Source organism: Bacillus sp. PK3-067 (assembly GCF_056738645.1).
On sequence record NZ_CP096490.1, the window covers coordinates 1,431,028 to 1,452,827 of the forward strand.

The following is a 21,800-nucleotide window of genomic DNA, read 5'->3' on the forward strand; positions in this document are numbered from 1 at the left end:
GGTGAAGGTAAAAAGAAGTAATGGGAAGATATAGTATGCGAAATATTATTTCGATATAAATAGAAATCATTAAACTGATTATGTAAAAGACGGTTTCGTACAATATAGAAACCGTCTTTTTGTATTAATTAGTGCTGGTTTTGTTTTCGAGCCTGTTCTGGTGTATCAAGTCCAGTTGCACCTGGATATTGTAGTGATTGATCACGATCGGATTCAACGCGGCGTGATTCTCGTAGTTTTCGTTCTTGGCGATCTTTACCCATAATGAATAACACCTCCTTGTTAAAAGTGTTGCTGTTATAAGAAAAAACTATGCGTAAATAAAGTGGATTAACTTTCATAAAAAGTTCCCATAATGGAAAACATAGGAGGTGAAGTTGATGGATGGAAGTACTTTTTATTTTGTAGCTTGGATAGGGTGGATCATTGTAACCTTTTTTATGAAAAAGGACCCTATCCGGTGGAAGTTAGGCGCTTGTATACTGATTTTTATAATTTGCTCTCCGTTACATGTAACGATTGCCTCATTCGTGGTATCAGTAAATGCTCTTTTACTTTGTATTATTTCTTTTATAGGGATCACGCTATATTCCGTCTGGAAAAAATTGTATAGCTTACTTTCGGCACTTATTATTGCAATGTTATATACAAGTTTTCATCTGTTAGAAATATATGATCCGATTTGGATTGTGGTGGATAGAGTGTTTCTGCTAAGTAGTGCTCTTGTGTATGCATCGGTGTTATTGCATGGGGATCGCATATTACGATTATGTTCTCTATATGTAGGGATGTTACAAGGAGAGCTGCTAGTGACATTTATTTTTAGGAAATTGAATTTTCCATATGATTACGGTAGTTTAGCATTTTTTGATATCGTCGCCATTTCTACATTATTCATGGCAATATTGTTTTGGATTGCAAAAGCATCAGTATACATGGAACGGTTTAAGAGAAAAACACGTAAAAGAAAGGCGAGGGTAATACATGACTGAATATACACCAGCCATTTTATGCGGCGTAATAGCGGGGACAGTTACAAGGGTGCTAATGCTTCGGACGGATACGCGGCAATATCCGACGAGGCTACATGGGAAAATTATTCATATTGCAATGGGGTTAATTGCAGCTGCTTTAGGAGCGATTGCAATCCCGTCTATTTTGAAAAAAGATTTTTCTGCCATTACATTTCTTACATTAGCAGCGACACAATTTCGTGATGTACGTAATATGGAAAGAAATACGCTTCAACAATTAGATGGGTATGAGCTCGTACCGCGTGGAAATACATACATTGAAGGAATTGCATTGGTTTTTGAAAGTCGCAACTATTTGGCAATGTTAACGTCGTTTGCAACGACGTTTGCGTATATAGGATTCCGTTCATGGATTGCAGGAGTAATTATGGCTATAATCGCATTTTTTATCGCGAAAAAATTAATGTCTGGTAAAAGGCTACATGATCTTGTTGAAATTGAGCACGTTCCGCTTCGTTTTGAAGGAGCAGGGCTTTATATTGACAATATTTACATTATGAATATTGGATTGCCAGCAAGACAAGAAGAAATTATGAAATATGGTATGGGTTTTATTTTAAAGCCGAAATCAATTGATGCGATGGTTACAATCTCAAATTTAGGGCAACGACAAGCTATTTTACACGATGTTTCAGTAGCGTTAGGGATTTATAGAGATTCTGGTACACCAGCGCTTGTACCGTTAGCAAAGCGTGATTTAGAGGATGGCAGGGTTGGGATTTTTGTCCTGCCGCAAGATCAAGATGCAGAGAAAGCGATAGGTGTCATAGGAAATGTACCAACGTTAGAAAGTGCTGTCCATATGTCATCGGAAGCCCCAAAAGGAAGGGGAGATAAGAGATGATGTTAGAAAGTGTTATTCTGGCAGTTATAACAACGACTCCAGAAAAATTTGCAGGTGGTGCTCCTTTATTCGTTTGCGAATCGACGGAGGAACTAGAATTTGTTGCAAATAATTTAGAAGCAATTTTAGATGGTATAGCACATCGCTTACAAGAGGATGTATATATTATTGTGAAACATTAGCAACGTGTGTTATAATGTGAGGTGTTTTGATACGTTGAGAAATATTCTGGAATGCAAATCCCTTCTTGCACAAAGAAGGGTTTTTTACATAATAAACAGAAGCAAGTTGAAAGGATGAAAGTATATGCCGAAACCAGTAATAGCGATAGTAGGTCGCCCGAACGTAGGGAAATCTACTATTTTCAATAGAATTGTTGGAGAAAGAGTTTCAATCGTAGAAGATATTCCAGGTGTAACGCGCGATCGTATTTATAGCGCTGGAGAATGGTTAAATCATGAATTTAACATTATTGATACGGGCGGAATTGATATTGGAGACGAGCCGTTTTTGACACAAATTCGTCAACAAGCTGAAGTAGCAATTGATGAAGCGGATGTTATCATTTTTATGACAAACGGTCGTGACGGTGTAACAGCAGCTGATGAAGAAGTTGCAAAAATTTTATATCGTTCAAATAAACCGGTTGTACTTGCAGTAAATAAAGTAGACAATCCGGAAATGCGCAGTGACATTTATGACTTTTATGCATTAGGATTTGGCGAACCATTCCCAATTTCAGGTACACACGGATTAGGGTTAGGTGACTTACTAGACGAAGCTGCACAACATTTTCCAAAGATTGAAGAAGACGGATATGATGAAGACACAATTCGTTTCTCTTTAATTGGACGTCCAAACGTAGGGAAATCATCACTTGTAAATGCTCTTCTTGGTCAAGAGCGTGTAATTGTTAGTAATGTAGCAGGAACAACTCGTGATGCTGTCGATACACCATATAGTAAAGATGGAAAAGATTATGTAATTATTGATACAGCTGGTATGCGTAAAAAAGGAAAAGTGTATGAAAGTACAGAAAAATATAGTGTACTTCGTGCGCTAAGAGCGATTGAACGTTCTGACGTTGTTTTAGTCGTTTTAGATGGTGAAGAAGGAATTATTGAGCAAGATAAAAAAATCGCTGGATATGCTCATGATTCAGGGCGAGCTGTTGTTATCGTTGTAAATAAATGGGATGCAGTGAAAAAAGACGAAAAAACAATGAAAGCATTTGAAGAAAATATCCGTGCTCATTTCCAATTCTTAGAATACGCACCAATTGTTTTCTTATCTGCAAAAACGAGAAAACGTACACAAACATTAATACCGGTTATCGATGAGGTAAATGAAAGTCATAGTATCCGTATTCAAACGAACGTATTAAACGATGTAATTATGGATGCGGTAGCGATGAATCCGACGCCAACTCATAATGGTAGCCGTCTGAAAATTTTCTATGCAACACAAGTTGCGGTAAAACCACCGACATTTGTTGTGTTTGTAAACGATCCAGAATTATTGCACTTCTCATATGAGCGTTTCTTAAAGAATCGCTTACGTGAATCATTTGGCTTCGTAGGAACGCCGATTCACATTATCGCTAGAGCAAGAGACTAATGGAGAGGATGTGATTTTATGACAAAAATCACAGTAGTAGGAGCAGGTAGCTGGGGAACAGCGTTAGCGATGGTATTAGCTGACAATGGACATGATGTACGTATTTGGGGAAATCGCCCAGAACTTATGGATGAAATTAATACGAAACATGAGAATAGTCGATATCTCCCAGGCATTACATTGCCAAGCACAATCGTAGCCTACTCTTCTTTAGAAGAAGCATTAGTAGATGTAAATACAGTACTGCTAGTAGTACCAACGAAAGCGTACAGAGATGTATTACAAGAGATGAAAGAAATTGTTACTGAACCAATTACTTGGATTCATGCGAGCAAAGGAATTGAACCTGGTACGTCAAAACGTATTTCGGAAGTGATTGAGGAAGAAATTCCAGAGCACTTAATTAAAGATGTTGTTGTACTGTCTGGACCGAGTCATGCTGAAGAAGTCGGTTTACGACAAGCGACAACAGTTACGTCTGCAGCAAAGCGTATGGAAGCGGCTGAGGAAGTACAAGATTTATTTATGAATAGTTATTTTCGTGTATACACAAATCCAGATATCGTTGGAGTTGAACTTGGTGGTGCGTTAAAAAATATTATCGCATTAGCTGCTGGTATAACTGATGGTCTTGGATTAGGTGATAATGCAAAGGCGGCATTGATGACACGTGGTTTAACAGAGATTGCTCGTTTAGGAAGAAAAATGGGCGGGAATCCGTTAACGTTTGCTGGTCTAACTGGTATGGGAGACTTAATTGTAACTTGTACAAGTGTTCATAGCCGAAATTGGCGCGCTGGAAATATGCTTGGAAAAGGACACTCTTTAGAAGAAGTGTTAGAAAGCATGGGTATGGTTGTGGAAGGTGTAAGAACAACGAAAGCTGCTCATGAATTGGCAGAGAAAATGGAAGTTGAAATGCCGATTACAGCTGCTTTATATGACGTGCTGTTCAATGGGAATAACGTAAAAGATGCAGTAGGCTCATTGATGGGACGTGTTCGAAAACATGAAGTGGAAGCTATACCTGATTTACTGTAAAGAAAAGCGACAGAAGTACATTTGTACTTCTGTCGCTTTTTTATTTTTTGGGTCTTTTCACCATTTTTTCATTTTTGCATAGGATGAAGAGTAACTTGAGGAGAGGGTGAAAAGAATGGATAATAATATTTTTAATAATATTGAGAAGGAAGCGAAAGTAAATAAAGAGGATATTTTTAAATTAGCATCATCCGTGCAAAATGCGAATTTACGTGATGAAACTGTACTTCGTCAATTAATTCATCAAGTGGCTCTTATGGCGGGACGTGAAGTGCCGAAAGAGCAAGAGGATCAAATTGTAAAAGCGATTATTAATAATAATATGCCAACAGATTTTGGTTCGTTAAGCAAAATGTTTAAAAAATAAATTATGAGAAACAAAGAGTTTGGAGATTGCATATGATAGCCATGAAAGAATGGGAATAGAGCTGTTTTTGGGCATATTTGGTCAACCGAAGCGAGAGATACAATCGCTTCGGTTTTATTTTTGCCTAGATTGGTGAGAAATGCTGGAAAACCTATTGATTAAAGTTACATACTCGCGATTTGTAGTAAAATGTTCTTTTTGTATTTGTTTAAAGATTTTAATTTGTTAAAATAGTATAAAAATAGATTAATAAAAAGGGGTGTGTATATGTCAGAAGGGCTTATGAAAATGTGGCTGGCTTTAGGGGCAATTGGATTTATGTTTTTTGCAGTAAGTTTTATTTTATTAAGTAGACATAGAATAAAGAATAAATTTTTGAAAGGGATTACAGCGTTAGTAGCGTACACCCTTATGATTGTGTCAGGAATTGTTATTTTTCTTGTTGTATTTAGTGGACCTGTACAGCAGTAAATGGAATGGTCTCGAAAATACTACATACGGAGCAAATTAGATTAGTATGAAAAGGTGATGCTAGTGAAAAAATTCCATATTATTTTAATATTTTGTTGTATGAGCCTTTTAACGGGGTGTCTGTATCCGAAAGAAAATATGAAGCAAAATGCGGTTCCTTATGAAGATCAGCTACAGGTTGTTCAAAAAGCTGTTGTGACATTTAAGGAGCAAAATGATGGGATATTGCCAATTAAGACGAGGGATATGAGTACACCTATTTATCAAAAGTATCCAATCGATTTTCAACAGATTGCCCCGCGTTACATACAAGAAGCGCCAGGGAATGCGTATGAAAGTGGAGGAGTATATCAATACGTATTAATAGACGTTGAAACAAATCCGACAGTAAAGTTAATTGATGTTAGGATGGCTGAACAAATTCAGGAACTATCTTTAAAGCTTAGGATGTATCGTGATGAACATCAATATCCACCTTTTAAAAAAGTAATTTCAGATGGTGTATATGAATTGGATTTCAAAAAACTAGGATATAAAGATGTGCCACAAGTGACAAGTCCATATTCTGGTAAAGGACTTCCTTTTGTAATTAATGAAAAAGGAGAAGTTTTTGTTGATTATAGAATCGACCTATATGACGCTTTGAAAAAAAATGAAGGGCAGTTTACAGAGGGAGAAGATATTCGAAATATACTTTCGAAAGGTTCCCCGTTTGTACCAGCTTATTCTTTACCGTACACAGTAAAGGACGGAGAACCAATTTTTTTAAAATGATAAGTCATGAACCTTTCTTTTAGTGAATAAGTTCTAGAAGAAAGGTTTTTTATGTTATACAACTTACGATGAAAACAAAAGATATTTTTTAATAGTCATATGAAATTGGACAAAATTATATGATATATTGTCCGAACTTCTAGAATACCATTATATTATATCAGATATTATAGGCAACGTTAGAGAAGGTATTAGTTGACTATAAACGCGGAATTATTCCCAAAAATTTTGAGGGAGGGAATCACTTGGAAAAGGTAGATATTTTTAAAGATATTGCAGAACGAACAGGCGGTGATATTTATTTTGGAGTTGTAGGAGCTGTTCGAACAGGGAAATCAACATTCATTAAAAAATTTATGGAACTTGTAGTTATTCCAAATATTGAGAATGAGTCTGACCGTCAAAGAGCGCAGGATGAATTGCCTCAAAGTGCTGCTGGTCGTACAATTATGACGACGGAACCGAAGTTTGTTCCAAACCAAGCGGTTTCTATCGAAGTAGATGAAGGACTTGAAGTGAATATTCGATTAGTAGATTGTGTTGGATATACGGTTCCTGGAGCGAAGGGCTATGAAGATGAGAATGGCCCGCGTATGATTAATACCCCTTGGTATGAAGAACCTATTCCATTCCATGAAGCTGCAGAAATCGGCACGCGTAAAGTAATTCAAGAACATTCAACAATTGGTGTTGTAATTACAACAGATGGAACAATTGGTGAAATTCCAAGAAGAGATTATATAGAGGCAGAAGAACGCGTTGTAAATGAGTTGAAAGAAGTAGGAAAACCTTTCATTATGATAATTAATACGGTACAGCCGTATCATCCAGATACAGAGCAATTACGCCAAAGTTTATCAGAAGAATATGATATCCCGGTTATTGCAATGAGTGTGGAGAGTTTAAGAGAAACAGATGTATATAATGTACTTCGTGAAGCGCTATTTGAATTCCCTGTATTAGAAGTGAATGTGAACCTTCCGAGTTGGGTAATGGTGCTAAATGAAGGGCATTGGTTGCGTCAAAGTTATCAAGAAGCAGTTCAAGAAACTGTGAAGGATATAAAACGTCTTCGTGATGTGGATCGCGTTGTTTGGCAGTTTAGTCAATATGAATTTATTGATCGAGCGAGCCTAGCTGGCATTGATATGGGGCAAGGTGTGGCGGAGATTGATTTATATGCGCCAGATGAATTATATGATCAGATTTTAAAAGAAGTAGTAGGAGTAGAAATTCGAGGGAAAGATCATTTGTTAAAGCTTATGCTCGATTTATCTCATGCGAAAATAGAGTACGATCAAGTGGCGGATGCACTGCGTATGGTTAAGCAAACAGGATATGGTGTAGCAGCACCTGCATTAGCGGATATGAGCTTAGATGAGCCAGAAATTATTCGTCACGGTTCAAGGTTTGGTGTGAAGTTAAAAGCGGTAGCGCCATCTATTCATATGATTAAAGTAGATGTAGAGTCAACGTTTGAGCCGATTATTGGTACTGAAAAGCAAAGTGAAGAATTAGTTCGTTATTTAATGCAAGATTTTGAAGATGACCCGTTATCAATTTGGAATTCTGATATATTTGGACGTTCACTTAGCTCGATTGTTCGAGAAGGAATTCAGGCGAAATTATCTTTAATGCCAGAAAATGCTAGATATAAATTAAAAGAAACGCTAGAAAGAATTATTAATGAAGGATCTGGCGGATTAATTGCGATTATACTATAAGAAAAAATCCCTCTCATTGTAGAGGGATTTTTTGTTTTTTTTGATTATAAAATAGAAAAATAAACAGTCATTATCTAATACATTGTTGTAAATTGTCAAGTTTCATCAGATTTTCACATTTTAAGAGTAACAATTTCCTTAAAAATATTGAATTATAAAGGAGAATCGTATAATATAGGCGTTGATAATGATTTATCTACATCTTTGTAGTATAGAATTTGCAAAAATTGCCTACAAATGAAAGTAAGACTCATTTTATGATCATTATACAGTCTTATCTTTGGGAGGAGGTGAATGGCATGAACAAGACAGATTTAATCAATGCTGTTGCAGAAGCAAGTTCCCTTTCTAAAAAGGACGCAACAAAAGCAGTAGACGCTGTTTTTGATTCTATCTTAGAAGCTTTAAAACAAGGTGATAAAGTACAACTGATCGGATTCGGTAACTTCGAAGTTCGTGAGCGTGCGGCTCGTAAAGGTCGTAACCCACAAACAGGTGAGGAGATTGAAATCGCTGCAAGTAAAGTACCTGCATTCAAACCTGGTAAAGCGTTAAAAGATGCGGTTAAATAATCCTTACATATTAACAGGGAAGAAGAGTTTCCTTTTTGGGAACTCTTCTTTTTGCTTTTAAAAACATAAATATGCTAGAATGTGTTCGTATCACTTTTAGGTTTTCGGGAGGGCTAGCGGATGGCAAAAGTTAATTTAGAACAAATTGAACATGCAGTACGCCTTATTTTAGAGGCGATTGGGGATGACCCAAATCGTGAGGGAGTACTTGATACACCAAAGCGTGTTGCAAAAATGTACGCAGAAGTGTTCTCAGGTATGCATGAAGATCCGAAAGAGCATTTGCATAAAGTATTCGGAGAAGATCACGAAGAGCTTGTACTAGTAAAAGATATACCATTTTATTCGATGTGTGAGCATCATTTAGTACCATTCTATGGAGTTGCTCACGTTGCATATATTCCGCAAGGTGGAAAGGTAACAGGGTTAAGTAAATTAGCTCGTACCGTAGATACAATTGCACGTCGCCCACAACTGCAAGAACGTATTACATCAACAGTAGCGAACTCTATTATGGAAGTACTAGAGCCTCATGGTGTAATGGTAGTAGTAGAAGCAGAACATATGTGTATGACGATGCGTGGTGTGAAAAAACCAGGTGCGAAAACAGTAACGACAGCAGTGCGTGGTGTGCTTGAAAATGATGCTGCAGCGCGCAGTGAAATTTTATCGTTTATTAAAACGAAGTAAAGAAAAGCGGGAAACTGCTTTTCTTTTTTTTTTTAGTAAATAAATGATATAGTTTTAACTAGACAGAGTGAGATTAGAAAGATTGCTTACATGAATGGTAGGTGTAGCCAAGTTTTGGTTATAGAAAATAGAGTGTATGTGTTATAATAAGTTTTATGAATTAGAAAACAAGGGTGATTTTTTGTGTGTGACATCTACGGAGGGTATGCGGGTATAAAAGAAAAATTGATGGAGAAATTACGCCATCCTTATTTTATAAACTATATTGAAGAACCATTTATTGATGAAGAAAAGATAGCATTGTTATATGGTGCTTTAAAGAGTGCAAACTTACATATAGAACAAATTGAGCATTACGTAGTAACAATTATGCTTGTACAAATTGCGCTTGATACGCATGAAAGGGTATCAAATAAAGCAGGCGAGGAAGAGATTGAATTCCATAAATGTCGTCAATTAACAGTACTTGCAGGCGATTACTATAGTGGACTATATTATTATTTATTGTCTATGAATCGTGATATTGTTTTAATTCGTGCACTTGCTGAAGGAATTAAAGAGATAAATGAACACAAAATTATGTTATACCAAAAAGCGCATGAAACGACGGATGACATAATGAAAAGCATAGTAACGATTGAGTCTGCGCTCCTTCAAAAAACATGTGATCATTTTCAGTTATCACATTGGAAGCCATTTATCACATACGTATTAGGTGGAAATCGCCTTCAAAAAGAAATTCAATTGTATGCTGATAAGCAACATTCACCTGTTTTTCAAGCTATGCAAGATGCTTTAGGGGATAAAGCAGAAGTAGTGATTAATGGTTGGATGAAGGAATTGAGAAAGAAAGAAAAACAATTTTTAGAAAATCACACAGACATAAATGAAATAAATTCTGTGTTAAGGAATGAATAGAAGACATAAGCAATTTTACATTGGAAGAAGGTACGAGCATGCAACAATCAAAAGAAGAAAGAGTACATGACGTATTTGAAAAGATTTCTGATAAATACGATGTGATGAATTCTGTAATTAGTTTTCAAAGACATAAAGCGTGGCGGAAAGAAACGATGCGAATTATGGATGTACAACCAGGCAGTCAAGCGCTTGATGTATGCTGTGGAACCGCAGATTGGACAATTGCGCTAGCTGGAGCCGTAGGTGAGCAAGGAAAGGTTGTTGGCTTAGACTTCAGTGAAAATATGTTATCTGTTGGTAAGCAAAAGGTAGAGGCGTTACAATTAAAACAAGTAGAACTTCTACATGGGAATGCAATGGAACTTCCGTTTGAAGATAATACGTTTGATTATGTGACGATTGGGTTTGGTTTACGTAACGTACCGGATTATATGCACGTATTAAAAGAAATGACGCGTGTAGTAAAACCAGGTGGAAAAGTAATCTGTTTAGAAACATCTCAACCAACAATGATTGGTTTTCGACAAGGGTATATTTTATACTTTAAATATATCATGCCGTTATTTGGAAAGATGTTTGCGAAAAGTTATAAAGAATATTCATGGCTTCAAGAATCTGCTAGTACGTTCCCAGGGATGAAAGAATTGGCTCAAATGTTTGAGCAAGCTGGACTTGAACGTGTGCAAGTGAAACCATTTACTTTTGGGGTAGCAGCAATGCATTTAGGAATTAAACCAGAATCAAAATAGAAAAAAGAAGTTTTAGGTTAAGGTGAACAATATGAAGTTACAACTTATGTACTCTTTTTTACGATCGGATATTAATGTGATAGAAAAAGAATTAAAAAAGACAGTCGCTTCTGAACAGCCATTAGTAGAAGAGGCAGCATTACAGCTTATTGAAGCTGGTGGGAAACGAATTCGTCCTGTATTTGTGTTGCTTGCAGGGAAATTTGGAGATTATAAGTTAGATGCGATTAAGCATGTTGCTGTTGCGTTAGAACTTATTCATATGGCTTCTCTTGTTCACGATGATGTTATTGATGCTGCATTTTTACGACGCGGCAGTGCGACTGTGAATGCGAAATGGGGAGATCGTATTGCGATGTATACAGGGGACTATCTGTTCGCTAAGTCTCTTGAATGTATAACCAATATCGAAATTCCAGAGGCACATCAAGCGTTATCACATACTATTTTAGAAGTCTGTAAAGGTGAAATTGAACAAATTAAAGATAAATACAATTATGACCAAAATTTAAGAACGTATTTAAGAAGAATAAAGCGAAAAACAGCATTATTAATTGCCGCGAGTTGTCAATTGGGAGCGATTGCTGCTGGTGCTAATCGTGATACGGTAAATCGTCTATTTTGGTATGGGTATTTTGTAGGAATGTCTTATCAAATTATTGATGACATTTTAGACTTCGTTTCTACAGAAGAGAAACTTGGAAAACCTGCTGGTGGGGATTTACTACAAGGGAATATTACACTTCCTGCTTTATATGCGATGGAAGATCCCGTACTTCGTCAGAAAATCACATCTGTACATGAAAATTCAACAGCAAGTGAAATGCAAGAAATTATTGATGCTGTAAAAAATAGTACAGCAATTGATCAAGCATTTGCGTTTAGTGAACGTTATTTACATAAAGCTTTAGAAATAATAAAACCACTCCCACGTGGAAAAGCAAAGTACGCATTACAAAATGTTGCAAAGTATATTGGAAAACGAAAATTTTAAGGTTTATTCTAAAAAATAAAATAATCTCTCTATTTCAAAACTATTGCACAATTGTGATAAGGGTGATAATATGTGTGTGGGGATATACAATTACATACATAATTCAGAAGTGGAGAGATTTTTTATGGAAAAAACATTTCTAATGGTAAAACCAGACGGTGTACAACGTGCCTTCATTGGGGAAATTGTAGCTCGTTTTGAGAAAAAAGGCTTTCAATTAGTTGGTGCAAAATTAATGCAAGTCACTCCAGAAATTGCTGGACAACACTACGCTGAGCATAAGGAAAAACCTTTCTTTGGTGAGTTAGTAGACTTTATTACATCTGGACCTGTATTCGCAATGGTATGGCAAGGTGAAGGTGTAGTAGATACAGCTCGTAACATGATGGGGAAAACAAGACCACATGAAGCAGCTCCTGGAACAATTCGTGGAGATTTCGGTGTAACTGTTGCGAAAAACATTATCCATGGTTCTGATTCTTTAGAAAGCGCAGAGCGCGAGATTGCTATTTTCTTTAAAGAAGAAGAATTAGTTGACTACTCAAAAATAATGAATGAATGGATTTACTAATTATTTTGAAATAATTTGTAAACGCTTTAATCACTGTGATAATAGTAAAAAGTGCAAGGAGAATAGGGGTATTCTTCTTGCACTTTTTTTATTTTCAGTTAGTTACGAAGTTTGAACTGTTATGATATGTTGATATTTAAATTAGGACTATCGGAAATATAGAATAAGAAAATGGTCGATTTATGATATAATTTCTTTAATATTTTTAGAATGATAAAAGTTAATATAGTGAGATAAATACATATACGAAAAGAGGAATAACGTATGCGATATATTACAGCTGGTGAATCTCATGGTCCACAACTTACAACGATTATAGAAGGTGTTCCGGCAGGATTGTCTTTAGTAGCAGATGATATAAACGAAGAGTTAGCTAGAAGGCAAAAGGGATATGGGCGCGGTAGACGCATGCAAATTGAAACGGATCAAGTGCAAATTTTAAGTGGTGTTAGACATGGAGAAACATTAGGTTCCCCTATTGCACTTGTTGTTGAAAATCGTGATTTTGCACACTGGACAAAAATTATGGGGGCGGAGCCTTTAACTGAGCAAGAAGAAAAAGAGATGAAAAGGAAAGTGACAAAACCAAGGCCTGGGCATGCTGATTTAAATGGTGCGATTAAATATGGTCATAGAGATATGAGGAATGTACTGGAACGTTCGTCAGCGCGCGAAACGACGGTGCGTGTTGCTGCTGGTGCGGTTGCTAAAAAGGTGTTAGCAGAACTTGGTATTAAAGTAGCGGGCCATGTAATTGAAATTGGCGGTGTACAAGCTAAGGAGATTACGTATAGTTCAATTGAAGAATTAAAGAGTATTACCGAAGCATCTCCTGTACGTTGCTTAGATGACGAAGCTGGTAACCAAATGATGAAAGCGATTGATGATGCGAAAGCAAATGGTGATTCAATTGGTGGAATCGTTGAAGTAATTGTGGAAGGGATGCCAATTGGAGTAGGTAGCTACGTGCATTATGATCGAAAACTGGATGCGAAATTAGCAGCTGCAATTATGAGTATTAATGCTTTTAAAGGTGTCGAGATTGGAATTGGTTTTGAAGCAGCGCATAGACCAGGAAGTGAAGTTCATGATGAAATTCTGTGGAATGAGGAGCATGGATATACACGAAGAACAAATAATGCAGGTGGATTAGAAGGCGGTATGACGACTGGAATGCCAATTGTTGTGCGCGGTGTGATGAAACCGATACCTACACTTTATAAACCTCTTCAAAGTGTAGATATTGATACGAAAGAGCCTTTTACAGCGAGCATTGAACGTTCAGATAGTTGTGCAGTGCCAGCAGCTAGTGTCGTTGCAGAAGCGGTTGTGGCTTGGGAATTAGCGACAGCTTTAATAGAACAATTCGGATTAGATCGTATGGAACTAATTCGTGAAAATATTGAGAAACATAATGAATATGCGAGGGGATTTTAATGGGAAACATACATATTCAAACGAAATCAAAAGAATATGATGTACATGTTGGTAAAGAAGTGTTGTCAAACTTAACAACGATCGTTCAAAATATGCAGCCAGCGGTATCTAACGTAATGATTATTTCAGATGAAGCTGTTGCATCACTACATTTACAGACAGTTATCGATGCATTACAAGTAGAGCAGCACGTGTTTTCGTTTGTTGTACCAAGTGGCGAAAAAGAGAAGTCTTTCGAAAATTTCTATGCGGCTCATACGTCAGCTCTTGAAAATAAATTAGATAGAAATTCTTTAATTCTTGCACTTGGAGGCGGAATGATTGGAGATTTAGCTGGTTTTGTTGCTGCATCGTTTATGCGTGGTATTCGCTTTGTGCAGGTTCCGACAACTTTATTAGCGCACGATAGCGCAGTGGGTGGGAAAGTAGCGATTAACCATCCGTTAGGTAAAAATATGATTGGTGCATTCCATCAGCCAGAAGCAGTTGTATATCATACACCGTTTTTACAGTCTCTTCCTGAAAAAGAGTGGCGTTCAGGTTATGCAGAGGTGATAAAGCATGCTCTTATCGGTGATGTGGAGCTATACCATTGGTTAAAAGAAGAAGTGCAAACATTAGCGGATCTTCATGATGAGAAGTTAATCCATATATTAACGAAGGCGATTCCTGTAAAGGCAAATGTTGTGTCACAAGATGAAACAGAGAAGGGTGTACGTGCTCATTTGAATTTTGGACATACGTTAGGACATGCTCTTGAAAAAGAGCTAGGGTATGGAAATATTACTCACGGTGACGGTGTAGCGGTTGGAATGTTATTCGCCATATTTTTAAGTGAGCAAGTGTACAAGGTTGATCTTGCTTATGAAGATATGAAGCAGTGGTTCTTGAAATACGGCTATCCAAAAATGCCAGGAGATTTGAATGTAGAGCGCCTCGTTCAATTGATGAAACAAGATAAGAAAGCAAATGCAGGAGCAATTCATATGGTGCTTATGCAGGAATATGGGGTAGTGAATGTCGTATCTATTTCAGATGAGACTGTTCATATTGCGTTAGAGGCATTTCAAAAAGATATGGTTTAAAATGATAGCGAAGTGCTGTGAAGTGCTCATTTAGAGGTATTCTCGTAATAGTGACGGTTATGACAAAAGATTACAGTAAGGGGCTATAACCGTATTGTAATCAAATTGAATGAAATGACTGGGGGAAGAAAAATGAGAGTGAAAGAGCAATTGTTAACTTTGAGAGCGTATGTGCCTGGGAAAAACATTGAAGAAGTAAAACGAGAATATGGTTTGTCAAAAATTGTGAAATTAGCATCCAACGAAAATCCATTCGGTTGCTCAGCACGTGTGACAGAAGCATTAACTTCTTTAGCGAGTCAATATGCCCTTTATCCAGATGGATATGCCTTTGAACTTCGGACAAAAATAGCGGAACATTTAGGTGTAAAAGCAGAACAACTACTATTTGGTAGTGGATTAGATGAAGTCATTCAAATGATTAGCCGAGCGTTACTACATGAAGGAACAAACGTTGTAATGGCGAATCCTACGTTTTCACAATATCATCACCATGCTGTTATTGAAGGAGCAGAAGTTCGTGAAGTATCACTTAAAGATGGTATTCACGATTTAGATGCAATGCTAGAGCAAGTAGATGAGAAAACGAAAATTGTATGGATTTGTAATCCGAATAATCCAACAGGTACATATGTTGAGAAACAAAAATTACTTTCATTTTTAGAATCAGTTCCTAAGTCGGCTCTCGTTATTATGGACGAAGCATATTATGAATACGCGGAAGCAGAAGACTATCCGCAAACATTACCACTTCTTGAAAAGTATGAAAATCTTATGGTTTTACGCACGTTTTCAAAAGCATATGGTTTAGCTGCTTTTCGTATCGGATATGCGATTGGGGATGCGAAGTTAATCGGACAGCTAGAAGTAGCTAGGTTACCATTCAATACATCAACTGTAGCCCAATCTGTAGCACTCGCTGCATTAGAAGATCAAGCTTTTTTACAAGATTGTGTGCAAAAGAATGCTGAAGGTTTAAATCAGTATTATGCATTTTGTAAAGAATATAACGTATTCTATTATCCATCTCAAACAAATTTCATTTTCTTAAAACTCGGTATACCAGGTAATGAAGCTTTCGAACGATTAATGAAAAAAGGATATATCGTTCGTTCTGGTGCTGCATTTGGTATCGATGATGGTATTCGTATTACTGTCGGTTTGAAGGAAGAAAATGATGAAATTATAGAGTTACTGAAAGAGCTTGTAAATGAGCAAGTACAGAAAGAAGAAACATATTCTTAAGAGATTGTGGAGGCTCCTATTATAGGAGCCTTTTTTATCGCATTCAAAATAAAGGTTGAAGACTGCTAATTAAGTTATTCTGTAAACCACGGTTTGTATGGCTTGATAATTAGTGAGAGAAGTTATTTGCACGGTCATAAAAGAAAGCGGTACAATAGAAGATGATGATAAGGTATCGGTGTCATATCCGAACCTTTTGAACAATTAACTACTCTGTAGGAAGAAGTATAAGAAGAAGCATGCTCATTCTAAAGGTTGCGTTCTAACAGTGAGTTGCTTATGATAAATGAACAGAAGAGAATATTTTTTAGAATTAAAGGAGACGTTTATGCAAAAGTTTGAACAAGCTGTTTCATATATTGAAAATGGTGAAGCAGAAAAAGGATTACAATTATTAAAAGAACAATTAAAAATTGCGAATGATGAAGAGAAGTATGATATCGCTCGTTACTATCATACACTTGGATTTACAGATGAGGCATTAGCAATTACTGAAGACTTACGTTTACTGTATCCAGAAGAAAGTGAATTCACTGTATTTTTAGCAGAATTATATATTGATCTAGATAAAGAAGATGAAGCGATTGAAGTGCTTCATGATATTCCAGAAAATGACGATTTATATGTTCAATCGTTATTACTTGTTGCAGATTTATTCCAAATGCAAGGTTTTGATGATGTAGCAGAGCAAAAACTATTAAAGGCGAAAGAAATGATGCCTGATGAACCTGTTATTACGTTTGGGTTAGCAGAATTATATAGTAGTAAAGGTAAAGAACAAAAGGCAATTACTTATTATGAATCGCTATTACCGGAACATAAAGTAATGGGTGGTGTTGTGATCGCACTTCGCCTCGCAGAAACGTTAAGCGCGATCGGAAACTGGGAAGAAGCGATTTCTTATTATGAAGCAGGCCTAGAGGAACAAAAAGATATTCACTCATTATTTGGATATGCCTTCACATTATACCAAGGTGAAGAATATCAGAGAGCAATTGGTGCTTGGCAAGAACTAAAAGAATTAGACCCTGAGTACGCATCACTGTACATGTATTTAGCGAAAAGCTATGAAAAAGAAGGAATGCTTCAAGAAAGCTATGAAACGCTTCATGAAGGAATTAAAGTAGATGAGCTTTCAGTTCCATTTTATGTAGAGTTAGCGAACATTGCGGCGAAATTAGGAAAAATAGTAGAAGCAGAGGAAGTTCTTCAAAAAGCGCTTGAGTTAGATCCAGGGCATTTAGGTGCAACATTAAAATATGCATATATCTTAAAAGAACAAGAAAAGTACGAAGAGTTAATTGCAATTGTAGAGCGTGCTATTGATAGTGGAGAACCAGATACACAACTACTTTGGGATCTTGCGTATGCAAAAAAACAATTAGAAATGTATTCGGATGCATTAAAACACTATGAAAGTGCATATACTTCTTTTAAGAATCATCCAGACTTCTTAGAAGAGTACGGTTATTTCTTATTGGAAGAAGGAAAACGAAAAGAGGCGAAAGAAGTATTTACCCAGTTATTACAACTAGACCCGACACAAATTCATATTGAAGAGTTGTTATATAATTTAGAGGATTTTTCATAAGTTGGAAGGAAACTGAATGCCGCTTCTTGAATCTAAAAAGAAAAGAGAAAGACAGAGGAGGGACTTAATTGCTATGAATACCCCTGTTTCTGTAAACGAGAAGAAGGATTTTGTAAAATGGTTTTTGAATAATTACCAACTGAAACAGCGTGAATGTGTATGGATTCTGAATTATTTAATGAGTCACGACCAATTGATGCATAAAGTCCACTTCGTAGAGCATGCAAAATATTGTCCGCGTGGCTTAGTGATGTCAGCAAATTGTGTGAAAGACACACCGTTTCACTTTTTTAAACAAAATGTTATGACAACAGATGCTGAAAAATCGTTTCATGATATTCGTTTAAATCGAGATGAGGATATTTATATTCAACTCAACTTTAAATCATCGTTTCAAAATGCGAATTATGTAGCTGTATTAGAAGAAAACCCATATCTACCAAAGCATATTGAAGTAAATGAAAAAGATCGTTTACTTGCAGAAAGGTTTTTGGAAGAAAGTGTATTTTCGTTTAGGAGAGAACGCCTTTTGAAACAAATTGATGAAGCGTTAGATAAGCAAGATAAGGAAGCGTTTCATAGATTAACGGCAGAGTTAAAAACTTTATAGAATTTATTTGGATTAATAAATTTTTACAAATTTCAGACTTTCATCAAGAAAAACTACCTATATTGGGTAGTTTTTCTTTTTTTACCTCTTTTAGTATGGTTTAATATATATAAAGTGAAAGTTCTGTCATTTGTAAGTGAAGGAGGGAAGGAATTTGAAGTGGATTGTAAAAGATGTGGAACAGTTTGAGCAAGCAAGAGAGTATGTTGATACAGGAGTAATACCGCTGTTATCAATTTCGGCAGCAAAAGAAATGAAAATGGTTGTAGAACAAGGTGAATTTATCGAATTGTTGAGCACGGAATTGGAAAGAGAGTATAAGGGAAGAGTGCTTTTACTGCCTGCGTTTACGTATTTGGTAGAAAGTCAAAAGAATGAAAAAGGTCGTTTGCAAGAATGGACAAATCATTTACGAAGTGAAGGTTTTAAGCATATTGCTTATGTTACAAGTGATTTTTCATGGAAAGAGGATATGCAAGAGTTACAGGGAGATTTGTTTTGGTTTCCTTCATTAGCATTAGAACAATTTAGTGATCAAGCAAAAAGAGAAGTTATTCATGCACATATAAAAAATATAATGGTGATGTTGGAAGAGAAATGGGGAAACTCACAATAAACAGAAAGTTCTTATTATTATGAGTAGTATGATATTGACCTGTGCATGAGCGTATTATATCATGATAGTGTCCTAGTTTTTATTTTTTATATAATTTATCACGAGGGGACAATTTCTGATAGAGGGGGGAAATTTTCGTGAGCGAGAAAGAACATCGCGTGTCAAGAAGACAATTTTTAAATTACACACTCACAGGGGTAGGAGGCTTTATGGCTGCCGGTATTTTAATGCCGATGACGCGATTTGCGCTTGATCCGGTGTTAAGAAAAGAAGCGGGAACGGATATGGTTGCTGTTGCGCAAGTAAAGGATATTACAACAGAGCCGAAGCGTTTCGATTTTAAAGTGAAGCAGGTTGATGGTTGGTACAAGTCTGAAGAACCAAAATCAGCTTGGGTTCATAAAGATGAAAGCGGAGACATTGTTGCGTTCTCTCCAGTATGTAAACATTTAGGATGTACAGTTAACTGGAATTCGGACAAAGCACATCCGAATCAATTCTTTTGCCCATGTCACGGGGGTCGTTATACAAAAGATGGGATTAACATTAAAGGTACGCCACCCCTTGCTCCGCTTGATGTGTACGAGTCTAAAGTGAAAGATGGAACGCTGTATCTAGGAAAAGCGAAGCCAAGAGGGGGTGCAAAGTAGATGTTAAATAAAATTTATGATTGGGTGGATGAAAGATTAGATATTACACCAATATGGCGTGATATCGCTGATCATGAAGTACCTGAACATGTAAACCCGGCACATCACTTTTCTGCATTCGTCTATTGCTTTGGAGGACTTACCTTTTTCGTTACTGTAATTCAAATTTTATCTGGAATGTTTTTGACGATGTATTATGTGCCTGATATTAAAAATGCTTGGGAATCAGTTTACTATTTACAAAATGAAGTTGCTTATGGGCAAATTGTTCGTGGTATGCACCACTGGGGTGCTAGTCTCGTAATTGTAATGATGTTTTTACATACACTCAGAGTTTTCTTCCAAGGTGCGTATAAAAAGCCCCGTGAGTTAAACTGGATTGTTGGTGTTCTTATTTTCTTTGTTATGTTAGGTCTTGGTTTTACCGGATATTTATTACCGTGGGATATGAAAGCTTTATTTGCTACAAAAGTAGGGATTCAAATTGCAGAGCAAACACCGCTCATTGGTCCTTATATTAAAACATTACTCGCTGGTCATTCCGAAATTGTTGGCGCTCAAACATTAACTCGCTTCTTTGCTATTCACGTCTTCTTCTTACCAGCAGCACTTCTAGGTTTAATGGCCTTCCACTTCATCATGATTCGCAAACAAGGTATTTCCGGTCCACTATAAGAGATTGCTAAATTAAAGGGGAAAGAACTAAAGGAGGGAGATTATGCATCGCGGCAAAGGGATGAAGTTTGTAGGAGATTCTCGGGTACCAGTAGCTCGGAAACCAAATATTCCAAAAGACTATTCTGAATACCCAGGGAAAACAGAAGCATTTTGGCCGAACTTCTTGTTAAAAGAATGGATGGTTGGTGCAGTTTTTTTAATCGGTTATTTATGTTTAACAGTGGCGCATCCGTCGCCGCTTGAGAGAATGGCGGACCCAACAGATGCTGGATATATACCACTTCCAGATTGGTATTTCTTATTCTTGTATCAGTTATTAAAGTATTCGTATGCTTCCGGTTCATTTACTGTAATTGGAGCATTTATTATGCCAGGAATTGCGTTTGGAGCATTACTGTTAGCTCCATTTCTTGATCGAGGTCCAGAAAGACGTCCATTGAAGCGTCCTGTGGCAACTGGATTTATGCTTTTAGCAATTGCATCGATTATCTTTTTAACTTGGGAATCTGTAGCACACCACGACTGGGAAGCTGCAAAAAAACAAGGAGCAATTGTAAAAACAGCGCCAGTTGATAAAAATGATGATGGCTATAAATTAATGCAAAAAAATACTTGTTTAACATGTCATGGTGACAATTTACAAGGCGGGGCAGCAGCACCGGCACTGCAAAACTTAACTTTAAAGCCAGAAGAAATTGCTAAAATTGCGAAAGAGGGAAAAGGTTCAATGCCTAAAGGTGTATTTAAAGGTACGGATGAGGAACTGAAGAAGCTTTCGGAATTCGTTGCAAAGTATAATAAAAAATAATAAAAAAGCTGACTACAAAATTTGTAGTCAGCTTTTCTATTTAGTTGGATGAAGTTTGTTATAATAGAGTAGGATTTAGTGAATGAATTACTTTGCTTGAAAGGTGTTGGACATACGGATTGGTGTACTTGTATGCAATGTTAAGACAACGCTCGGTATTATTATTTTTATTAATTGTTAACTTATTAGGTACAATTTATGGATTTATATGGTACGGAAATCAATTGAAAGAAACGTCACCTATATTTTGGCCGTTTGTACCAGATAGTCCTATGGCGACTCTCTTTTTTGTCTTTGTTTTAATTGCTTTTTTGGCAAAGAGAAACTGGGGATTAATAGAAGCGTTAGCGATTGTAACTTTAATAAAATATGGTATTTGGGCTGTTGTTGTAAACGCGATTATGATTTACGTAAAAGGGCCTATAGGCCTTATGGGCTACATGTTAATGCTTTCGCACTTCGCGATGGCAATACAAGGATTTTTATATGCTCCATTCTATCGTATAAAAAAATGGCATTTTATAGTAGCAGCTGTGTGGACGTTGCATAACGATGCAATTGATTATTTATTTTGGCAAATGCCGCGATATGGAATTATGCATTTGTTTGTAGAGGAAATTGGTTATTTTACGTTTTGGTTAAGTATTGCTGTACTATGTATTACATATTATTGTTGCTTACGTGAGCAAAGAAAACAATTTTCTTTATGAT

General features: G+C 36.5%; 26 protein-coding genes. 25 read left to right on the forward strand and 1 reads right to left on the reverse strand.

From position 1 onward, the window contains the following. Positions 1-128: 128 nt before the first annotated feature. A complete protein-coding gene (locus tag M1D73_RS07485) occupies positions 129-263 on the reverse strand; it encodes a YpzI family protein (protein ID WP_000513900.1) in 135 nt (44 codons plus the stop codon). A gap of 117 nt (positions 264-380) precedes the next feature. On the opposite strand from M1D73_RS07485, the gene M1D73_RS07490 reads away from it, so the two are divergent. The 25 genes from M1D73_RS07490 to lhaT all read left to right on the forward strand — a co-directional run bounded on the left by M1D73_RS07490 (position 381) and on the right by lhaT (position 21,799). Further along, on the forward strand, positions 381-992 hold the full coding sequence (locus tag M1D73_RS07490; RefSeq protein ID WP_000349103.1) for a YphA family membrane protein: 612 nt from the start codon (positions 381-383) through the stop codon (positions 990-992). Beyond that, entirely contained in the window at positions 985-1,878 is an 894-nt protein-coding gene (locus M1D73_RS07495; RefSeq protein ID WP_000141596.1) for a YIEGIA family protein, read from the forward strand. The genes M1D73_RS07490 and M1D73_RS07495 overlap by 8 nt, the downstream gene beginning before the upstream one ends. After that, positions 1,875-2,060 carry a capping complex subunit for YIEGIA gene (locus M1D73_RS07500; protein ID WP_481158011.1) on the forward strand — a complete coding sequence of 62 codons (186 nt, stop codon included), beginning with the start codon at positions 1,875-1,877 and terminating at the stop codon, positions 2,058-2,060. The genes M1D73_RS07495 and M1D73_RS07500 overlap by 4 nt, the downstream gene beginning before the upstream one ends. Before the next feature lie 124 nt (positions 2,061-2,184). After that, positions 2,185-3,495 carry a ribosome biogenesis GTPase Der gene (gene der / locus M1D73_RS07505; RefSeq protein ID WP_001125893.1) on the forward strand — a complete coding sequence of 437 codons (1,311 nt, stop codon included), beginning with the start codon at positions 2,185-2,187 and terminating at the stop codon, positions 3,493-3,495. 18 nt (positions 3,496-3,513) lie between these two features. Continuing rightward, positions 3,514-4,536 (forward strand): NAD(P)H-dependent glycerol-3-phosphate dehydrogenase, encoded by a 1,023-nt coding sequence (locus M1D73_RS07510; RefSeq protein ID WP_000161763.1) that lies wholly within the window; start codon positions 3,514-3,516, stop codon positions 4,534-4,536. Positions 4,537-4,651: 115 nt separating this feature from the next. Next, on the forward strand, positions 4,652-4,903 hold the full coding sequence (locus M1D73_RS07515; RefSeq protein ID WP_000369754.1) for a stage VI sporulation protein F: 252 nt from the start codon (positions 4,652-4,654) through the stop codon (positions 4,901-4,903). 267 nt (positions 4,904-5,170) lie between these two features. After that, a complete protein-coding gene (locus tag M1D73_RS07520; protein WP_001289008.1) occupies positions 5,171-5,374 on the forward strand; it encodes a DUF2768 domain-containing protein in 204 nt (67 codons plus the stop codon). 63 nt (positions 5,375-5,437) lie between these two features. Continuing rightward, the gene (locus tag M1D73_RS07525; protein WP_000713407.1) at positions 5,438-6,148 is read left to right on the forward strand and encodes a hypothetical protein; all 711 of its coding nucleotides are present in this window, start codon (positions 5,438-5,440) and stop codon (positions 6,146-6,148) included. Positions 6,149-6,393: 245 nt separating this feature from the next. Continuing rightward, positions 6,394-7,872: a stage IV sporulation protein A gene (gene spoIVA / locus M1D73_RS07530; RefSeq protein ID WP_000416519.1), complete on the forward strand. Its 1,479-nt coding sequence runs from the start codon at positions 6,394-6,396 to the stop codon at positions 7,870-7,872. 299 nt (positions 7,873-8,171) lie between these two features. Then, positions 8,172-8,444 (forward strand): HU family DNA-binding protein, encoded by a 273-nt coding sequence (locus M1D73_RS07535; protein WP_001043860.1) that lies wholly within the window; start codon positions 8,172-8,174, stop codon positions 8,442-8,444. A 120-nt stretch (positions 8,445-8,564) separates the two neighbouring features. Beyond that, positions 8,565-9,134, forward strand: a complete 570-nt coding sequence (gene folE, locus M1D73_RS07540) for a GTP cyclohydrolase I FolE (protein ID WP_001151482.1) — start codon at positions 8,565-8,567, stop codon at positions 9,132-9,134. A 183-nt stretch (positions 9,135-9,317) separates the two neighbouring features. Next, positions 9,318-10,052: a heptaprenyl diphosphate synthase component 1 gene (locus M1D73_RS07545; RefSeq protein ID WP_121868162.1), complete on the forward strand. Its 735-nt coding sequence runs from the start codon at positions 9,318-9,320 to the stop codon at positions 10,050-10,052. A gap of 38 nt (positions 10,053-10,090) precedes the next feature. Then, positions 10,091-10,804, forward strand: a complete 714-nt coding sequence (gene menG, locus M1D73_RS07550; RefSeq protein ID WP_001187674.1) for a 2-heptaprenyl-1,4-naphthoquinone methyltransferase — start codon at positions 10,091-10,093, stop codon at positions 10,802-10,804. A 31-nt stretch (positions 10,805-10,835) separates the two neighbouring features. Next, positions 10,836-11,798 (forward strand): heptaprenyl diphosphate synthase component II, encoded by a 963-nt coding sequence (gene hepT, locus M1D73_RS07555; RefSeq protein WP_000776077.1) that lies wholly within the window; start codon positions 10,836-10,838, stop codon positions 11,796-11,798. Between the two features lie 124 nt (positions 11,799-11,922). Then, a complete protein-coding gene (gene ndk / locus M1D73_RS07560; protein ID WP_071740354.1) occupies positions 11,923-12,369 on the forward strand; it encodes a nucleoside-diphosphate kinase in 447 nt (148 codons plus the stop codon). A gap of 264 nt (positions 12,370-12,633) precedes the next feature. Then, complete coding sequence (gene aroC, locus M1D73_RS07565) at positions 12,634-13,806, forward strand: chorismate synthase (RefSeq protein ID WP_001269384.1); 1,173 nt, start codon at positions 12,634-12,636, stop codon at positions 13,804-13,806. Then, complete coding sequence (gene aroB / locus M1D73_RS07570) at positions 13,806-14,891, forward strand: 3-dehydroquinate synthase (RefSeq protein WP_000526819.1); 1,086 nt, start codon at positions 13,806-13,808, stop codon at positions 14,889-14,891. The genes aroC and aroB overlap by 1 nt, the downstream gene beginning before the upstream one ends. 132 nt (positions 14,892-15,023) lie before the next feature. Next, positions 15,024-16,136 carry a histidinol-phosphate transaminase gene (gene hisC, locus M1D73_RS07575; protein ID WP_001264019.1) on the forward strand — a complete coding sequence of 371 codons (1,113 nt, stop codon included), beginning with the start codon at positions 15,024-15,026 and terminating at the stop codon, positions 16,134-16,136. A gap of 328 nt (positions 16,137-16,464) precedes the next feature. After that, positions 16,465-17,727: a tetratricopeptide repeat protein gene (locus tag M1D73_RS07580; RefSeq protein ID WP_098212749.1), complete on the forward strand. Its 1,263-nt coding sequence runs from the start codon at positions 16,465-16,467 to the stop codon at positions 17,725-17,727. A 73-nt stretch (positions 17,728-17,800) separates the two neighbouring features. Continuing rightward, positions 17,801-18,337, forward strand: coding sequence for a ReoY family proteolytic degradation factor (locus tag M1D73_RS07585; RefSeq protein WP_001095925.1), 537 nt, complete (start codon positions 17,801-17,803; stop codon positions 18,335-18,337). A 154-nt stretch (positions 18,338-18,491) separates the two neighbouring features. Further along, the gene (locus M1D73_RS07590; protein ID WP_000871314.1) at positions 18,492-18,953 is read left to right on the forward strand and encodes a YpiF family protein; all 462 of its coding nucleotides are present in this window, start codon (positions 18,492-18,494) and stop codon (positions 18,951-18,953) included. Between the two features lie 137 nt (positions 18,954-19,090). Further along, a complete protein-coding gene (gene qcrA / locus M1D73_RS07595) occupies positions 19,091-19,603 on the forward strand; it encodes a menaquinol-cytochrome c reductase iron-sulfur subunit (RefSeq protein ID WP_001290418.1) in 513 nt (170 codons plus the stop codon). After that, complete coding sequence (gene qcrB / locus M1D73_RS07600) at positions 19,604-20,278, forward strand: menaquinol-cytochrome c reductase cytochrome b subunit (RefSeq protein WP_000932700.1); 675 nt, start codon at positions 19,604-19,606, stop codon at positions 20,276-20,278. A gap of 43 nt (positions 20,279-20,321) precedes the next feature. Continuing rightward, positions 20,322-21,089: a menaquinol-cytochrome c reductase cytochrome b/c subunit gene (qcrC, locus tag M1D73_RS07605; RefSeq protein WP_000554603.1), complete on the forward strand. Its 768-nt coding sequence runs from the start codon at positions 20,322-20,324 to the stop codon at positions 21,087-21,089. A gap of 119 nt (positions 21,090-21,208) precedes the next feature. Continuing rightward, on the forward strand, positions 21,209-21,799 hold the full coding sequence (lhaT, locus tag M1D73_RS07610) for a lipoprotein heptaprenylglyceryl N-acetyltransferase LhaT (RefSeq protein WP_025709269.1): 591 nt from the start codon (positions 21,209-21,211) through the stop codon (positions 21,797-21,799). Position 21,800: the final 1 nt, after the last annotated feature.

What these genes read in the sequence shown, in the direction of transcription:
- hepT (WP_000776077.1), top strand. Translation starts at nt 10,836, where the DNA reads ATGAAGTTACAACTTATGTACTCTTTTTTACGATCGGATATTAATGTG.
- M1D73_RS07495 (WP_000141596.1), top strand. Translation starts at nt 985, where the DNA reads ATGACTGAATATACACCAGCCATTTTATGCGGCGTAATAGCGGGGACA.
- M1D73_RS07520 (WP_001289008.1), top strand. Translation starts at nt 5,171, where the DNA reads ATGTCAGAAGGGCTTATGAAAATGTGGCTGGCTTTAGGGGCAATTGGA.
- M1D73_RS07580 (WP_098212749.1), top strand. Translation starts at nt 16,465, where the DNA reads ATGCAAAAGTTTGAACAAGCTGTTTCATATATTGAAAATGGTGAAGCA.
- hisC (WP_001264019.1), top strand. Translation starts at nt 15,024, where the DNA reads ATGAGAGTGAAAGAGCAATTGTTAACTTTGAGAGCGTATGTGCCTGGG.
- qcrB (WP_000932700.1), top strand. Translation starts at nt 19,604, where the DNA reads ATGTTAAATAAAATTTATGATTGGGTGGATGAAAGATTAGATATTACA.
- der (WP_001125893.1), top strand. Translation starts at nt 2,185, where the DNA reads ATGCCGAAACCAGTAATAGCGATAGTAGGTCGCCCGAACGTAGGGAAA.
- M1D73_RS07485 (WP_000513900.1), bottom strand. Translation starts at nt 263, where the DNA reads ATGGGTAAAGATCGCCAAGAACGAAAACTACGAGAATCACGCCGCGTT.
- aroB (WP_000526819.1), top strand. Translation starts at nt 13,806, where the DNA reads ATGGGAAACATACATATTCAAACGAAATCAAAAGAATATGATGTACAT.
- M1D73_RS07535 (WP_001043860.1), top strand. Translation starts at nt 8,172, where the DNA reads ATGAACAAGACAGATTTAATCAATGCTGTTGCAGAAGCAAGTTCCCTT.
- folE (WP_001151482.1), top strand. Translation starts at nt 8,565, where the DNA reads ATGGCAAAAGTTAATTTAGAACAAATTGAACATGCAGTACGCCTTATT.
- M1D73_RS07500 (WP_481158011.1), top strand. Translation starts at nt 1,875, where the DNA reads ATGATGTTAGAAAGTGTTATTCTGGCAGTTATAACAACGACTCCAGAA.
- menG (WP_001187674.1), top strand. Translation starts at nt 10,091, where the DNA reads ATGCAACAATCAAAAGAAGAAAGAGTACATGACGTATTTGAAAAGATT.
- M1D73_RS07515 (WP_000369754.1), top strand. Translation starts at nt 4,652, where the DNA reads ATGGATAATAATATTTTTAATAATATTGAGAAGGAAGCGAAAGTAAAT.
- aroC (WP_001269384.1), top strand. Translation starts at nt 12,634, where the DNA reads ATGCGATATATTACAGCTGGTGAATCTCATGGTCCACAACTTACAACG.
- ndk (WP_071740354.1), top strand. Translation starts at nt 11,923, where the DNA reads ATGGAAAAAACATTTCTAATGGTAAAACCAGACGGTGTACAACGTGCC.
- M1D73_RS07490 (WP_000349103.1), top strand. Translation starts at nt 381, where the DNA reads ATGGATGGAAGTACTTTTTATTTTGTAGCTTGGATAGGGTGGATCATT.
- M1D73_RS07510 (WP_000161763.1), top strand. Translation starts at nt 3,514, where the DNA reads ATGACAAAAATCACAGTAGTAGGAGCAGGTAGCTGGGGAACAGCGTTA.
- M1D73_RS07585 (WP_001095925.1), top strand. Translation starts at nt 17,801, where the DNA reads ATGAATACCCCTGTTTCTGTAAACGAGAAGAAGGATTTTGTAAAATGG.
- qcrC (WP_000554603.1), top strand. Translation starts at nt 20,322, where the DNA reads ATGCATCGCGGCAAAGGGATGAAGTTTGTAGGAGATTCTCGGGTACCA.